Here is a 16587-nt window from a genome sequence, read left to right on the forward strand (position 1 = left end):
GAACAGCTGGGAACCGCGAGATATGGGATTGTCGGTGTGCGCCGGTAACGTGACAAGACGATGAACACATTCCTCCACGGCCTCGAGTCCCGTAAGAACACCGCGTCCGATGCGCTGCTGGAAGGGCTCAATCCCCAGCAGCGTGAGGCCGTTGTGCACACGGGGTCCCCGCTGCTCATCGTGGCCGGAGCCGGTTCCGGGAAGACGGCGGTGCTCACGCGTCGCATCGCCTATCTGCTCGCCGAGCGGGGAGTGTCGCCCGGCCAGGTGCTGGCCATCACGTTCACCAACAAGGCCGCCGCCGAGATGCGTGAGCGAGTCGCGGGATTGGTGGGGCCGCGGGCCAACTCGATGTGGGTATCGACCTTTCACTCGAGTTGCGTGCGCATTCTGCGTGCACAGGCAGCGCTGCTGCCCGGCCTGAACTCGAACTTCTCGATCTACGACGCGGACGACTCGCGGCGGTTGCTGACGATGATCTCCAAGGATCTGCAGATCGACACCAAGAAGTTCTCGGCGCGGCTGCTCTCGACTGCGATCTCCAATCTGAAGAACGAACTGATCGCCCCGGACAAGGCAGCGCAGGACGCCGACGGCGATCCCGCAGAGTTGCCCCGGCTCGTCGCCAAGGTGTACGGCATCTACCAACAGCGGCTACGTGCCGCCAATGCAATGGACTTCGACGATCTGATCGGCGAAACGGTCGGAGTCCTCCAAGCCTTCCCGCAGGTCGCGCAGTACTACCGGCGCCGTTTCCGGCACGTTCTTGTCGACGAGTACCAGGACACCAACCACGCCCAGTACATGCTGGTTCGGGAGTTGGTCGGCACTGCCGACGCCGACGGCGCACTCGAGGGCACCGTCGCGCCGGGGGAACTGTGTGTGGTGGGCGATGCCGATCAGTCCATCTACGCCTTCCGCGGTGCCACCATCCGCAATATCGAGGAGTTCGAGCGCGACTACCCCGACGCTCGCACCATTCTGCTCGAGCAGAACTACCGGTCGACCCAGAACATTCTCTCGGCCGCCAACGCCGTCATTTCCCGCAATATCGGTCGCCGCGAGAAGAAGCTGTGGACCGACACCGGCGAAGGCGAGTTGATCGTCGGATATGTTGCCGACAACGAGCACGACGAGGCGTCGTTCGTGGCGTCGGAGATCGATCGACTCGTCGACCGCGGGGATGTGCGCTTCGACGAGGTCGCGGTGTTCTACCGCACCAACAACTCCTCGCGTGCGCTCGAGGAGATCTTCATTCGACTGGGGTTGCCCTACAAGGTGGTCGGCGGCGTCCGATTCTACGAGCGCAAGGAAGTCCGAGACCTGGTCGCGTATCTGCGGGTGCTGTCCAACGAGGACGACACCGTCAGCATGAGACGCATCCTCAACACTCCGCGCCGAGGTATCGGTGACCGTGCCGAGGCGTGCGTCGCCGTCCACGCCGAGCAACGAGAGATCAGCTTCTCCCGTGCCCTGCACGACGCGGCCGCCGGGAAAGTGGCGTTGCTCAACTCGCGCCAGCAGAAGCTGATCGCACAGTTCGTGGAATTGCTCGAAGAACTGCGCGCCGTGCTCACCGCGACCGACGGCGACGGAAACGACATCGCAGACATCGGTGACGTCGTCGAAGCAGTTCTCGATCGCACCGGATACCGTGCCGAGCTCGAAGCGAGCAGTGACCCGCAGGACGGTGCGCGCTTGGACAACCTCAACGAACTCGTCAGCGTGGCCAGGGAATTCACGTCCGAGGCGCGAAATCAAGCGGCGGTGGCGGCAGAAGCCCTGGAAACCGGTGACGACGACGCTGGTGATGAGCAGGGCGGCGTCGACGGCCTGGCGGAGCCGGGTTCGCTCGCGGCGTTCCTCGAACGAGTGTCTCTGGTGGCCGATACCGATCAGATCCCCGACTCGGGCACCGGCGTCGTCACCCTGATGACTCTGCACACCGCAAAGGGTCTGGAATTTCCGGTCGTCTTCGTCACCGGTTGGGAGGACGGCCAATTCCCCCATATGCGGGCACTGGGCGATCCGAACGAACTGTCCGAGGAACGACGGCTGGCCTACGTGGGAATCACTCGGGCCAGGCAGCGGCTATATCTGACGCGGGCCATCATGCGATCGGCCTGGGGGCAGCCCATTGCCAACCCGGAATCACGCTTCTTGCAGGAAGTTCCGCAGCACCTGATCGATTGGCGACGTGAGGATCCAGGTACCGGGGGTGGCCGCGCAATCGGTGGCGGCAGGTCCGGCAGCTACGGATCGGGTAGCGGTTACGGCTCGAACAGCTACGGCTCCAACGGTTACGGCGGATCCTCGTCGCGTGGCCAGAGCTCGTCACCCAGCTTCGGTGCGGCCAAGGGACGGAACTCGAATCTCGTTCTGGCGGTAGGGGATCGGGTCAGTCACGACAAGTACGGGCTCGGTACGGTGCTGGAATCGACAGGGGCCGGAGTCAAGGCGATGGTGTTGATCGATTTCGGCTCGGCGGGACGGGTCAAGATGATGCTCATCGGCGGCGTTCCGATGACCAAGCTGTAGAAGATCCGGAAACCAAAAAACCGGCCCTGTGAAAGCGGGTCCGGTTCGATCGTGCCGTGGGTGATGTTGCTGGAGAAATTCAGTCCATCTCGGGGCCGAGAGAGATTCCGCGGGATGCCAGCCAGGGGAGCGGATCGATCTTGACCTCGCCCGGGAGATGGACCTCGAAGTGCAGATGCGGGCCGGTGGAGAAGCCGCGATTGCCCATGCGCGCGATCTGATCGCCTGCCATGACCTCTTGCCCGACGGTGACCAGCGAACTGTCGATGTGGCCGTAGACGGTGATAGTGCCGTTGGCGTGCAGCAGGCGTACCCACATACCGAAACCTGCCGCCGGACCCGAGTCGATGACCTTGCCGTCGGCGACGGCGTAGATCGGTGTTCCGATCGAGTTGGCGATGTCGACACCGGCGTGAAGTACGCCCCACCGGGTGCCGAAGTTGGAGGTGTAGGTGCCCTGCGCGGGGAGAGCGAACAGCGGCCGACGGGCAGCGGCCTCACGGGCAGCTCGTTCGTCGCTGAAGCGCTGGCCCTTGGCGAGCAAGTCGTTGAACTGGCTCAAATCGGCCGGTGCAGCGACGCTGAGGATCTGCGGTGCCTGCGAAGGCGTCGCGCTCGAGGAGTCGTCTGCCAGCTCGACACTCTGCGGGGCGGTGGTGGCAGCGACTGCAGCTGCGGCCGGCGCTTCGCCTGCGGCGAGTGCGTACTCGGAGGTGGACACGTCGGCGTGCGAGTCATGGTTGACCACGGCCTGACCCGCCGCTACGACAGCGCCTGCGGCCACTGCGAGAACGGCAGCTCGGCCCTTGAGTGCAGTGGGGGGAAGCGGGATCCGGTGTGCGCCGCCGCGACGGGCCACCGGGGCTACGTCGCCAGTGGTTGCGAGCGCGGTGACGACGGTCGGTGACTCGTCGGCTGCTGCGATATCTCGCGGTGTCTCGACGCGCTCGGTCTCGATGTACTCGGTGTCGACGTACTCGGTCTCGACGGGCCGGTACGAGGTGTAGGAGTAGGCAGTGCTGGCGTACGTGGGCTCGGATGGAGCCTCGTCGTACGGAATTTCGTCGTACGGAATTTCGTCGTACGGTGCAGCGTGGAACAGCGCCGGTTCGAACCCTGCCGGATCGAACGGGGCCTCGTGTGCGGGCTCGTAGCTGTAGACCGTGGTCGCTTCGTCAGCCGAAGTTCGAGAAAAACGGCTGGAGGTGAAGGACGCGCGGTGATGCTGCAAGACCTACAACCTCCATTATCCGTGATCCGGCTGTTACTGAAAGACTCGGCAGACGGTAACGAAATGATTGCGAGACGCGCAAGTTAACGGACCAAACTGCGTTCATATGTGAGATGGCTCACAGGGCGACCAGCGGTTCCGTCGTGACGCGCCACATCAGTAGGTCGGCCACGCGTTGTCATCGGATCGTGATCGGCGAGCATCGAATCCGAGGCACGCTGTCACAGTAGCGGTTCACGGGCCGATCGAGCCGATACCGTGATCCGAATGCCGACTCCGACCTTCGACGACTCGTCCGCCGACCGCGCCGAGCGTGCCGAACCGCAACGAATCGAGCCGCAGGATCAGCCCTACGGCAGAGCGGACGATCCGTCCCCGACCTCGAGGATCGTTGTCGGCGTCGTACTCGCTCTGCTCGCCGCGGGCGCTGCGGTCACGGCCCAGCTGATCGGTGTGGTCGACAGCGCCGACGGCTCGCCGGTGGGAAGTGGTGCCGCCTCCGCAGCGATCGTCGCGATCACGCTTTCGGTCCTGGTCGCCGTTCTCGCGGCGGCAGGGGCCGCCACCGGGCGCATCGAATTCGCAGCCGCACTCCTGGCCGGATACGGAGCGGTGGCACTCGGCCTGACCCTGCTCGACCTCGCGCTGTTGTCGGATCCGATCGACGCGAACAGGCTCGAGCTCTTCCGTCCACTGAGCGCCGCCACCCTCGACGCCACCGTCGGTGCCCAGGTTCTGCTCGTCGGTCATGCTGCGTCGGTTCTGGCCGGTGTTGCGGGGTGGTCTGCGGTGCACCGCGCCGGGCTCGGTGACGGGTACGGCCATTCGGTGTACTCCGAACACGTGGGGCGCGCGGTGGCGGGCCGGGTGGGTCCGCTGCTCGGGATCCTGCTCGGCGCATTCGGAGTGCTGGCGGCCGTCGCCGCGTTTTCTTCGCTGTACCGCTCGGACGATCCGGTGGTGATCGTGACGGCCGTGGTGGAGTCGCCGGTCTTCGTCGCGGTGGGCTCCGCGGTAGTCGGCATCTCGGTGTTGGTGGTGGCTGCGTCCGCTCTGGCGTCGTTGTCTCCGCCGGTGGCGGCAGGCGCGTCCGCCGGCGCCGGGCTCGGAATGCTCGGGTTCGCGGGAGTGGGTCTGCTGGCCGGACTGAGCGGCGGTGACCGGATCGGTGCCGGGCCCGGCGCGTATCTGGGCACCGCCGCGGGACTCGGACTGCTGATCTGCGGCGCGCTACTCGTACCCGTCGCTGCGATCCGTGACGGACGGGCGTTGGAGAGGGCACAGCAGCGCGACAACGGGGTTCGCAGTGCCCGCAGCGTGGCCGGGCCAGGGGTGCTCCGATGGCATACCGCCACGGGTGGTGCGGGTGTTCTCGCGGGTGCGTTGTTCGTTGTCGGATCACTGCTGCCGATTCTCGAGACCGACTCGGGAACCGCCGTGCCTCAGATCTTGGCCACCAGGGTGGTGTTGGTCGCCGGGTTCGTGCTGATTCTGGGCTCGGTGCCGCTGCTGTTCTCGGAGTTCGCTGCGGCAGCACGCCCGTTCGTGGCGCTGTTCTGGCTCGGTTCGGTGTCGGCGGCGGCCTCGGTGTTGCAATCGGTGGTTCTGGCCGAGGACGTGGACGGAGTCAGCGCCGGAACCGGCGCATTCGCGATCATCGCGGGCGTCGTGGCCGCGACGGTCACCGGGCTGCTGGCGCTGTTCGCCGGGTCGGCCGAACGCGATGATGTCGACACCTCCACCGATGCACGTACCGACGCCGTCGTACTGGGTACCGGGTTGCTGGGCGCGGCGCTCCTCGCCGTCGGCCTGGCGCTGCCGCTGTATCGGGGCAGCGATGTCACGGCCGCAACCGTCACCGAGGTTCCGTGGGGCTGGGACACCTGGGGGCAGATGACGCTCGCCGTCGGGGTGCTCGTCGGTGCCGTCGTCGCCGCGCGCGCCCGGGCTGCGCGCGGCAGTGTTCTGCTTGCCGCCGCAGTGGTCGCGGGTCTCGTTCATCTCTCCTCGTGGCCGCTGACATCTGCGCGTGCCACCGATCCGCAGATGGGATCTGCAGTCCTGCCGTTGGTGGTGGGAATCGTCGTTCTCGGTGTCGCTGCGGCACTTTCGGCCCGCCGCGCCGATCGGTGACGGTCGTTGCATCGACAGCAGGGCGGTGAGATAGGCCACATAGCATGCATGCGCCCGATGCGCCGTCGGGGCACCTGGATAAAGTCCATGCTCAGACCCGCTCACACCCCTGGAGCGGGCGTCAACGTAGACGAGACGGTGAGCTGATGGATCTCTTCGAATACCAGGCGAAGGAATTGTTCGCCAAGCATGGCGTACCAACCTCCGCCGGTCGTGTCACCGACACGGTCGCCGGAGCAACAGAGATTGCCGAAGAAATCGGCAAGCCAGTAATGGTCAAAGCACAGGTCAAGGTCGGCGGTCGCGGTAAGGCCGGAGGCGTCAAGTACTCCAAGGACGTCGCAGCAGCCACCGAGAACGCAGAGTCGATTCTCGGACTCGACATCAAGGGCCACGTCGTGAAGAAGCTTCTCGTTGCAGAGGCCTCCGACATCGCCGAGGAGTACTACATCTCCTTCCTGCTCGATCGCACCAACCGCACGTACCTCGCGATGTGCTCGGTCGAGGGTGGCGTCGAGATCGAGGTGACGGCGGAGGAGAACCCCGACGCACTCGCACGTATCCCCGTCGACGCCGTCAAGGGTGTCGACCTCGCCTTCGCACGCGAGATCGCCGAGAAGGGCAAGCTGCCTGCCGAGGTGCTCGACGCCGCTGCGGTGACCATCCAGAAGCTGTGGGAGGTCTTCATCAACGAAGACGCCCTCCTGGTCGAGGTCAACCCGCTGGTTCGCACCCCCGACGATCAGATCCTCGCCCTCGACGGCAAGGTGACGCTCGACGCCAACGCAGACTTCCGCCAGTCCGGCCACGCCGAGTTCGAGGACAAGGACGCAGCCGATCCCCTCGAGGCCAAGGCCAAGGCGCACGACCTCAACTACGTCAAGCTCGACGGACAGGTCGGCATCATCGGAAACGGTGCCGGACTGGTCATGTCGACCCTCGACGTCGTCGCCTACGCAGGCGAGGCACACGGTGGCGTCAAGCCGGCCAACTTCCTCGACATCGGCGGCGGCGCTTCGGCAGAGGTCATGGCCGCTGGACTCGACGTCATCCTCGGCGACGAACAGGTCAAGAGCGTGTTCGTCAACGTGTTCGGCGGCATCACCTCCTGTGACGCGGTTGCCAACGGAATCGTCGGCGCACTGAAGAAGCTGGGCGACGATGCCAACAAGCCGCTGGTCGTCCGCCTCGACGGCAACAAGGTCGAAGAGGGCCGCAAGATTCTCGCCGACGCCGCGCACCCGCTGGTGACGCTCGCCGGAACCATGGACGAGGGCGCCGACAAGGCCGCCGAGCTGGCAGCGAAGTAGAGGAAACCATGTCAATCTTTCTGAACAAGGACAACAAGGTCATCGTCCAGGGCATCACCGGCGGCGAAGGCACCAAGCACACCGCCCTGATGCTCAAGGCCGGCACCCAGGTCGTCGGTGGCGTCAACGCACGCAAGGCCGGAACCACGGTCAAGCACGTCGATGCTCAGGGCAACGACATCGAATTGCCGGTCTTCGCTTCGGTTTCCGAGGCCATGGAAAAGACCGGAGCCGACGTGTCCATCGCGTTCGTGCCGCCGGCATTCTCCAAGGACGCCATCGTCGAAGCGATCGACGCCGAGATCCCGCTGCTCGTCGTCATCACCGAGGGCATCCCCGTGCAGGACTCCGCGTACGCGTGGGCCTACAACGTGGAGAAGGGCAAGAAGACCCGCATCATCGGACCGAACTGCCCCGGAATCATCACCCCCGGTGAGGCACTGGTCGGCATCACGCCCGCCAACATCTCGGGAACCGGCCCCATCGGCCTGGTCTCCAAGAGTGGCACGCTGACCTACCAGATGATGTTCGAGCTGCGCGATTTCGGCTTCTCGACCGCCATCGGCATCGGCGGCGACCCGGTCATCGGAACCACCCACATCGACGCCATCGAGGCGTTCGAGGCGGACCCCGAGACCAAGGTCATCGTCATGATCGGTGAGATCGGCGGCGACGCCGAAGAGCGTGCAGCCGACTACATCAAGGCCAACGTCACCAAGCCGGTCGTCGGCTACGTCGCAGGCTTCACCGCTCCCGAGGGCAAGACCATGGGCCACGCAGGTGCCATCGTCTCCGGCTCCTCGGGAACGGCACAGGCGAAGAAGGACGCGCTCGAGGCCGCAGGTGTGAAGGTCGGCAAGACGCCGTCCGAGACCGCTGCTCTCGCGCGCGAAATCCTGGAATCGCTGTCCGTCAAGTAGGACTCGTTTCGTGAAACAGCCCGCCACCGATTCGGTGGCGGGCTTTTTCGTGCGCTCGCTCGGTGGTTCGGCCGCGGTCCGGCCGCGTGAATGGACCACTGCATACGTCTGAGCGCGGCAATGTGACATTCACGCGGACCGGGCGCACGGATGAACTAGATTGACCTGCGTGCACAACATCTTCACCACCGCCTTCGTGACGGTCCACCGGCTCTACATCAAGAAGGTCGAGCGAAAGGGCCGCACCGAAGCGGAGGTCGACGAGATCATCCGGTGGCTCACCGGATTCGACCAAGCCACCCTCGAGAAACATCTCGAAGCCGAGACGACGTTCGAGGACTTCTTCGCGGCGGCCGATCTGAACCCGAACGCGACCCTGATCACCGGAGTGGTCTGCGGCATTCGCGTCGAGAATGTCGAGGACCCGCTGATGAAAAAGATCAGGCTGCTGGACAAGCTGATCGACGAGCTCGCCAAGGGCAAGAAAATGGAGAAGATTCTGCGCAGCTGAGCTGCCTCAGAAAATCGAATAGTGAGTGTGGCGGTGTAGGTGTCGGCCGTGATGGTGAGCGCCCCACCCAAAACCGTGAACGTCACGTCGGTGGGGGCGGCGTTGGAGACGGCAGGCGAGATGACGGCGACGGCGATTGCACCGGCAGCGGCGACGGTGGCGAAGAGTGACTTGTGCATAGGGGGCGTCTTAGGGGAGGGCGAGTCTTCGGACCCGCCGATTTTGTGATGTGCATAACAATAATCGCCAGATGTCGTGACACGGTACAAATCTAGCGAATCTGTCACGAAGTACTTTTTGGCCCCCGAAAACGAGCCGACCGCATGTCAGGTCAGGTGTGCCGTTCCCGATGCGCGGGTCTGAGCAACGTTGTCTTTCCGTCTCGTGGTGAGTAATCGGCCGAGAGAGTCGGCAGCCCGCTTCTCAGGATCACGCTGATTCGAAGTGTGGTCACCGACCGGGAGCGGGGATTGACTGAGCTCATCACAAACACCGCAGATCGCGCTCCCCCCGAGATCGGCGAAACGTCCCACCCGAGCCCAGGGTGTGGTCGTAGGCCCGCCTGTGTCCTGCCTCCCCACGGATCGAAAGAGAACAACATGAGCACCGAAAAAATCGCCGCCGCAATCAAGTTCGCGTACTGGGTGCCCAACGTCTCGGGTGGTCTGGTCACCAGCACCATCGAGCAACGCACCAGCTGGGATTACGAGTACAACAAGAAGCTGGCGCAGACCGCCGAGAACAACGGGTTCGAGTACGCGCTCAGTCAGGTGCGGTACGAGGCGAGTTACGGGGCCGAGTTCCAGCACGAATCCACCAGTTTCTCGCTCGCGCTCCTGCTGGCGACGGAGCGGCTGAAAGTCATTGCGGCAGTGCACCCCGGGCTGTGGCAGCCAGCGGTATTGGCCAAGCTCGGCGCGACCGCGGATCACCTGTCCAACGGCCGGTTCGCGGTGAACGTCGTCAGCGGTTGGTTCAAGGACGAGTTCACCCATCTCGGCGAACCGTGGCTCGAACACGACGAAAGGTACCGTCGCAGTGCTGAATTCCTTCAGGTGCTGCGCAAGATCTGGACCGAGGACGACGTCGATTTTCGGGGCGACTTCTACCGGATCCACGACTTCACCCTCAGGCCCAAGCCGCTCAACACTCCAGACCGGCCCAACCCGGAATTGTTCCAGGGCGGCAATTCTTCTGCAGCGCAGGAGAATGCCGGTCGGTACTCGGATTGGTACTTCAGCAACGGCAAGGGTTTCGACGGCGTCACCGAGCAGCTCGACAATCTCCGTCGTGTCGCGCGTGATCATCAGCGCGAGGTCAAGTTCGGCCTCAACGGCTTCATCATTGCCCGTGACACCGAGAAGGAAGCGCGAGACACGCTGTGCGAGATCATCGAGAAGGCGAACAAGCCTGCCGTCGAAGGCTTCAAAGGAGCGGTGCAGCAGGCCGGCAATTCGACGGGTGACAAGAAGGGTATGTGGGCGGACTCGACGTTCGAGGACCTCGTTCAGTACAACGACGGCTTCAAGACCCAGTTGATCGGCACCCCGGAGCAGGTGGCCGAACGCATCGTCGCCTACCGTCGCCGCGGCGTCGACCTGATTCTCGGGGGCTTCCTGCACTTCCAGGAGGAGATCGAGTACTTCGGTGCCAGGGTGCTGCCGCTGGTTCGCGAACTCGAGGCGGCCGAAGCCGAGGCGCAGGAGCTGGTTCCAGCCCGTTGACCTGGAGTGCCGAGCTCGGTCGGACCCGTGCAGTAGCGTGAGAACCAATGACCCGACCGACCTGGGGTACATGAGAAACAGGATGAGGAGACGCGATGACCTACTCGCCCGGCAGCCCTGAAACTGGGGGCTCCAACTCTGGCGGCTCCAACTCTGGCGGCTCCAACTCTGGCGGGTACGGCGGAAGCGGACCGTCTTACGGCCCATCGACGCCGAATCAGGGCCCGTCGCCCGCGCAGGGTCACAGCCAGCCAGGGCAAGGTCAGCCAGGGCAGGGCCAGTCAGGGCAGGGACAGCAGTTTCATCAGCCGTCCGTGTCGAACCCGTTCGGACCTCCAGTGCCGGGCACCTCAGCACCCTCGAACCCAGCACCCGGAAGCCAGGGATTGCAGTCGAAGTCCCGTGGTGGTTCGCCGAACCTGGCGAGAATTCTCGCGTTCGCGGTCCTCGGCCTCGGCGTGGTCAATTTCCTACTCGGGTTGCTCGATCTCGTCACCGCCGAGGTCAGTTCGGCTCAGGAACTGCCGAGCAGCATTCAGACCTCGTTCAGCACCACGTTCTTCGCATCCGGTGGCAGCGCGGTATCGGTGGCGCTGCTGCTCGTTTCGGGTCTGATCGCGGGCGCATCGCTCGTGCAGAAGGACACCAAGAACCAGGCCGTGGTTGCTGCCCTTGCTGTCACCGGCTTCCTGGTGTTGGCCTTCCAGTCGTTCAGTCTGCCGAGCGCCGACGGCAACGAATTCGCCAGCACCACCACCGCACTCGGCATCGGCGCAATTCTCGTGCTCGTGCTGGGATTCGTCCAGGCGGCGGCCGCAATAGTGGCACTGCTGCTCGACGCAGGCATCCTCAAGGCTCCGGCTCCCAAGGCCGCGGGCTTCGGCAACCAGAACCAGCCGCAGGGATACGGTCAGCAGAACCCGTACAACGCACCGACGACCTCGTTCGGTGGGCCGTCGCAGCCGCAGAACTACAGCAATCCGCCGTCGTACGGACAGGCCCAGGGTTCTGCGTCGAACTTCGGCCAGGCATCGAGCGGACCGTCGACGGGTCAGCAGTCCTACCCGGGTGGTCAGCCGCAGTACGGTGGCCCGTCCGGCTCGAACACCCCGCCACAGGGCAGCTACACCCCGCCACAGGGCGGCTACTCGCCGCCGCCGTACACCGGCCCGAGCGGTCCCGCCGCGGGCCAGGCATATCCGCCGAATCCGTATCAGTACGGTCAGCCCCCGGGGTACGGCCAGCCGCCCGCAACTCCCGCTGAGCCCGCAACGGGTGAACAGTCGACGCCCTACGGCGCACCCACCCAGGCCTTCGGTGCCACTCCCGCCGCGGACGAAGAGGGCAAACGGGACTGATTCGGCCATCACGACGGGCTTCGCGGCGCGCCTGACAGGTGCGCGGCGAAGTTGATGCAACTCTCGTGGTGATGAGCGATCTATTGAACCGAGACACTCGACGCGCCGCCGGCCCGACGGCCCGCGTCGGCCCCGGGCCGAGCCCAGATCAGTCGCGGATGCTCGCCGCGGTGGCGTTCAAGACCTCAGGACTGGTCGTGGTGATCGCAACGACGCTCGTTCTGATCACCCTCGTCTCGGTCAACAGTGATCTGACCGGAACTCTCGGAGCGATCGCAGCGTCGTGGTTCGCCGTGCACCTGGTGCCTCTGAGCATCGGTGGCACCTCCCTCGGCGTCGCGCCCCTGCTGCCGACGGTGATCATCGGCTGGTCCGTGGCCCGCACGGTCCACCACGCGGTGCACACTGCGACCGACAGCCGGATGGTTCGGTGGGTGGTGGCGGCGTCGATCGCTGGTCCGCTCGCCGTGACGGCCGTCGCTCTGGCCGTCGCCAAGGATGCGTCGGCGGTCATCGGGCTGTCGAGCCCCAACGCGCTCGTCGCTTTCGCCTGGGTCGCGGGCGTACATGCGGCTGCTTCCGGAATGGGATTGTTGTCGGCGCGCTGGGACTCGCTGGTGGTCCGCCGCGGACTCCCGGACTGGGTTCGTGCGCTCGTCGCGCCCTCGGTGCGGGTGCTGTCACTGCTTGCGGCGGGCGGCGGCACGGTCGTGCTGTTCGCCCTGCTCGCTTCGTGGCAGACCGCCGGATCGCTGCTCGAACGCGGACACGATGTCGTCGGCATGCTCGGGCTCACAGTTCTGTCGATCCTGTACCTGCCCAATGTCCTGGTGGGTGCCCTCGCCGTCGCGACCGGATCGACAGCCGGGTTCGGCGATGCAGCGGTGAGCCTGTTCTCCACGACGGGCGGCCCGCTTCCGCCGTTGCCGATCCTGGCCGTCTTCCCCGACGGCCCGGCCCAGGCGATCTGGGCCGTGATGCTCGTCGTTCCGATCGGTGCTGGGCTGTTGCTCGGCCGTGACTGCGCAATCCGCAGCGTCGACGTGCAGGTTGCCCTGTCCTCGGTCTGGGTGGTGGCAGCTGCAACCGGAGTGCTGGCAGCACTGTTCGGCTACGCCGCGGGCGGGAACCTCGGAACCTTCGGGACCGTCGAGGTGACGGTGTGGAGCTTCGGGCTGCTGACATTCGCGTGGCTGGGCGTGATCGGCTCGGTCTCCGCAGCTGTCGTCGTGTGGCGTCGAGCAGAACCAGAGCCCGCCACCGAGGACTCCGCCGAGCACGCGACCGAGGAGCCGGTCGAGCCCACCGCCGCTGTGGCCATCGAAGCGGCTCCCACCGAAGCCTCCGACACCGAACCGTCCGACACCGAACCGTCCGACACCGAATCGTCCGAGGTCGTCGCCGAATCAGAGGATGTCGTCGAAGCGGAGGTCGTGGACGAAGTTCCGGGCGAACCGGTCGAGTCACACACCGCAGAGGCGACCGAATCATCTGCCAAGTCGGGCACCGACGAGCCTCTGGAAGCCGAGATCGTCGCCCCACCCGTCGACGGGGACGAGGCGTCGAGCAGCCCACAGGACGGACCTGCCCGGTAGGTGCGCGGGGCGCAGCGACTAGGCTTTCCGCTGGTTCGATCGATCCGCCTCGATATTTCAGGAGTAGTGCGCTGACTGCCTTGCGTGAGACACCCGCGCGGGTCGTCGTCCTCGCATCGGGGACGGGCTCGCTGCTGCAGTCGCTGATCGACGCCACCGAAGCACAGGACTACCCGGCCCGCATCGTCGCCGTCGGCGTCGATCGAGACTGCGATGCCGTCCGCCGTGCGGACGAGGCACGGATACCGCACTTTCGGATCGGGCTGAAGGACTATGCCGATCGGGCCCACTGGGACATCGCGCTCACCGATGCCGTCCTGCGCCACGAGCCCGATCTGATCGTCACCGCCGGCTTCATGAAAATCCTCGGTGGACGATTTCTCGACGCCTTTGCCGGACTCATCATCAACACTCACCCTGCACTTCTGCCGTCGTTCCCGGGCGCACACGCCGTTCGGGACGCCCTCGATCACGGGGTCAAAATAACCGGTTCGACGGTTCATCTGGTCGATTCCGGTGTCGATACCGGCCCGATCCTGGCTCAGGAAGCCGTTCCCGTTCTCGATGACGACGACGAACCGGCGTTGCACGAACGCATCAAGACTGTCGAGCGACGGTTGCTGGTCGACGTGATCGCAGCCGTGGCCGCCACAGGTATCACCTCCGATGGACGAAAGGCTCAGATAATCCGATGAGTGAACGTAAAGCAGTGCGCCGCGCGCTGGTCAGCGTCTACGACAAGACCGGACTGATCGAACTTGCGACCGGCCTGCACGGTGCGGGCGTCGCTCTGGTGTCCACCGGATCGACCGCCGCGAAGATCGCCGACGCGGGAATCCCCGTCACCAAGGTCGAGGATCTGACCGGATTCCCCGAGACCCTCGAAGGTCGCGTCAAGACGCTGCATCCCCGTGTCCACGCTGGCGTCCTCGCCGATACCCGTAAGCCCGAACATCTTTCGCAGCTCGAAGACCTGGGCATCGAGGCCTTCGAACTGGTCGTGGTGAACCTGTATCCGTTCACCGAGACCGTGAGCAGCGGCGCAACCCCGGACGAATGCGTCGAGCAGATCGACATCGGCGGACCCTCGATGGTGCGCGCCGCCGCCAAGAACCATCCCTCGGTTGCCGTGGTGGTCGATCCATCGCGATACGAGGACGTGCTCACGGCCGTCACCGGTGGTGGGTTCACCCTCGCGGAGCGCACTTCGCTTGCGGCGCAGGCATTTCAACACACCGCGGCCTACGACGTTGCGGTGGCGTCGTGGATGAGCAACGTGCTGGTCGAGTCCGAGTCCTCGTTCCCGGAGTGGATCGGCGGAACCTGGGACCGCTCGGCCGTGCTGCGTTACGGAGAGAACCCGCACCAGAAGGCAGCGCTGTACGTCGATCCTGCCGGCTCGGGCATCGCGCAGGCGGAGCAGTTGCACGGTAAAGAGATGTCGTACAACAACTTCACCGACTCCGACGCGGCCTGGCGCGCGGCGTTCGATCATTCCGGGCCCACCGTCGCCATCATCAAGCATGCGAACCCGTGTGGCATTGCCGTCGGCGAGGACATCGCCGAGGCGCATCGTAAGGCTCATGCCTGCGACCCCGTGAGTGCCTACGGCGGCGTCATCGCGGCCAACCGCGAGATCACCGTCGAGATGGCCGAACAGGTAGCCGAGATATTCACAGAGGTCATCATCGCGCCGTCCTACGCCGATGGTGCCCTCGGAGTTCTCAAGCGCAAGAAGAACATTCGCGTGCTGCTGGCGCAGGCACCGCCGAAGGCAGGCGTCGAACTCAAGCCGATCTCGGGCGGGACCTTGCTGCAGCAGCGCGATGTACTCGACGCCGAGGGCGACGATCCTGCCCAGTGGACCCTTGCGGCCGGCGAGCCTGCCGACGAGCAGACCCTGAAGGATCTCGAATTCGCTTGGCGGGCAGGACGAGCCGTCAAGTCCAACGCGATTCTGCTGGCCCACGACGGTGCTTCGGTCGGCGTCGGAATGGGGCAGGTCAATCGCGTCGATGCCGCCCATCTCGCAGTGCAGCGGGCAGGGGATCGGGTAGCGGGATCCGTGGCATCCTCGGATGCGTTCTTCCCGTTCCCCGACGGCCTCCAGGTGCTGATGAATGCGGGCGTCAAAGCCGTTGTGCAGCCCGGTGGTTCGGTTCGAGACAACGAGGTGATCGCCGCGGCGCAGGATGCCGGAGTGACGCTGTATCTGACGGGTTCCCGGCACTTCGCGCACTGAGCGTCCCCGCCGAGCTCGAAGTTAGGGATGGATTTCCGGGGAAATCCGTCCCTAACTTCGAGCTCGGCTAGACCTTTGCCCCCGCTGCGCGCAACTTGTCGCGAACCCGCGCCGCAATGCCCCATGGATCGGTGCGCAGTTGCAGTGCGCTCACCCTGATCACGGTCCAGCCGAGTGCTTCGAGTAATTGTTGACGCTCGATGTCCCAGGCTCGCTGCCTTTCGTCGGACCAGTGCTGCTCGCCGTCGTACTCCACCGCCACCTTCCAGCGTGCCCATCCGATGTCGATGCGCGCGAACACTCTGCCGTCCGACCCCACCACTTCGATCTGTGTTTGCGGTCGAGGCAGGCCGGCGGCCATGAGTGCCAGTCGGGTACGCGTCTCCTGCGGTGATTCCGCACCTGCGTCGACCACGTCGAGTACGGCTCTCAACTGGACGATCCCGCGCGCCCCACCATGACGTTCGGCAAGCCGGGTGATGTCCGAGATGCCAACCCCGGTCGCACGACACAATGCATCCAGACGTGCCACGGCGGTGCCGAAGGGTGCGCGACGGCCCAGATCGTAGGCAGTTCGGGCGGCGGTGGTGACGACCACTCCATCCACTGTCTCGATTTCGTTCGGTGCCAGCTTGTCGAAGCCGATCCGGAGCCCATCGAACATCCGTCTGTGTTCGGCCCAGATGAGCTCGGCATCCTGGTCTGCCGAGATCCAGTGCGATCCGTGGATTGCCGCGGCACTGACGCCTGCGACCACCGCCTTACCTCGGGAGTACAACCACGCTGCCCTTGCTTTGGTGGGCGCGTCCAGTTCGCTACCCGGGTCGATGTAGACGTCACGATAGATTCGTCGAAACTGGGCTCGAAGTTGCTGACGGGTGACGAGTCCATTGGCGATTGCCTCGGATCCGACGAACGGTGCGCTGTCCATCCACGCACAGTGGCATCGGATTCAGGCGAAAAGTGGGCCGAGCGCCGGTTGTGGATGGACAAAATCGTTGTCCACAGTTATGTGCCTGTAATTG

At 65.0% G+C, this 16587-nt stretch carries 12 protein-coding genes; 10 read left to right on the forward strand and 2 right to left on the reverse strand.

The features are described 5' to 3' along the window. The first annotated feature begins 60 nt into the window (after positions 1-60). Positions 61-2538: a DNA helicase PcrA gene (gene pcrA, locus J1M87_RS04570; protein WP_206488207.1), complete on the forward strand. Its 2478-nt coding sequence runs from the start codon at positions 61-63 to the stop codon at positions 2536-2538. Between the two features lie 79 nt (positions 2539-2617). On the opposite strand, the gene J1M87_RS04575 is transcribed toward pcrA, so the two are convergent. Further along, entirely contained in the window at positions 2618-3769 is a 1152-nt protein-coding gene (locus tag J1M87_RS04575) for a M23 family metallopeptidase (protein WP_206488209.1), read from the reverse strand. A 267-nt stretch (positions 3770-4036) separates the two neighbouring features. Between J1M87_RS04575 and J1M87_RS04580 the strand changes: the two genes are divergently transcribed. From J1M87_RS04580 to purH, 9 genes are all read left to right on the forward strand, one after another. After that, positions 4037-5902: a hypothetical protein gene (locus J1M87_RS04580; RefSeq protein WP_206488211.1), complete on the forward strand. Its 1866-nt coding sequence runs from the start codon at positions 4037-4039 to the stop codon at positions 5900-5902. A gap of 146 nt (positions 5903-6048) precedes the next feature. Then, on the forward strand, positions 6049-7212 hold the full coding sequence (gene sucC, locus J1M87_RS04585) for an ADP-forming succinate--CoA ligase subunit beta (RefSeq protein ID WP_206488213.1): 1164 nt from the start codon (positions 6049-6051) through the stop codon (positions 7210-7212). Positions 7213-7220: 8 nt separating this feature from the next. After that, positions 7221-8132 (forward strand): succinate--CoA ligase subunit alpha, encoded by a 912-nt coding sequence (sucD, locus tag J1M87_RS04590; protein ID WP_206488215.1) that lies wholly within the window; start codon positions 7221-7223, stop codon positions 8130-8132. Between the two features lie 169 nt (positions 8133-8301). Beyond that, entirely contained in the window at positions 8302-8643 is a 342-nt protein-coding gene (locus J1M87_RS04595; RefSeq protein ID WP_206488217.1) for a DUF2200 domain-containing protein, read from the forward strand. 599 nt (positions 8644-9242) lie between these two features. After that, positions 9243-10367 carry a dimethylsulfone monooxygenase SfnG gene (sfnG, locus tag J1M87_RS04600; protein ID WP_206488219.1) on the forward strand — a complete coding sequence of 375 codons (1125 nt, stop codon included), beginning with the start codon at positions 9243-9245 and terminating at the stop codon, positions 10365-10367. A gap of 338 nt (positions 10368-10705) precedes the next feature. Then, positions 10706-11725: a DUF5336 domain-containing protein gene (locus tag J1M87_RS04605; RefSeq protein WP_206488221.1), complete on the forward strand. Its 1020-nt coding sequence runs from the start codon at positions 10706-10708 to the stop codon at positions 11723-11725. 71 nt (positions 11726-11796) lie between these two features. Continuing rightward, entirely contained in the window at positions 11797-13320 is a 1524-nt protein-coding gene (locus tag J1M87_RS04610) for a DUF6350 family protein (protein ID WP_206488223.1), read from the forward strand. 80 nt (positions 13321-13400) lie between these two features. Beyond that, positions 13401-14015, forward strand: a complete 615-nt coding sequence (purN, locus tag J1M87_RS04615) for a phosphoribosylglycinamide formyltransferase (RefSeq protein ID WP_206488225.1) — start codon at positions 13401-13403, stop codon at positions 14013-14015. Further along, positions 14012-15562 carry a bifunctional phosphoribosylaminoimidazolecarboxamide formyltransferase/IMP cyclohydrolase gene (gene purH, locus J1M87_RS04620; RefSeq protein ID WP_206488227.1) on the forward strand — a complete coding sequence of 517 codons (1551 nt, stop codon included), beginning with the start codon at positions 14012-14014 and terminating at the stop codon, positions 15560-15562. Before purN ends, purH begins: the two co-directional genes overlap by 4 nt. A 67-nt stretch (positions 15563-15629) precedes the next feature. On the opposite strand, the gene J1M87_RS04625 is transcribed toward purH, so the two are convergent. Further along, positions 15630-16493: an endonuclease domain-containing protein gene (locus J1M87_RS04625; protein ID WP_206488228.1), complete on the reverse strand. Its 864-nt coding sequence runs from the start codon at positions 16491-16493 to the stop codon at positions 15630-15632. Between the last annotated feature and the right edge of the window lie 94 nt (positions 16494-16587).

This window comes from Rhodococcus sp. KRD162 (genome assembly GCF_017168335.1).
Classification (GTDB): Bacteria; Actinomycetota; Actinomycetes; order Mycobacteriales; family Mycobacteriaceae; genus Rhodococcoides.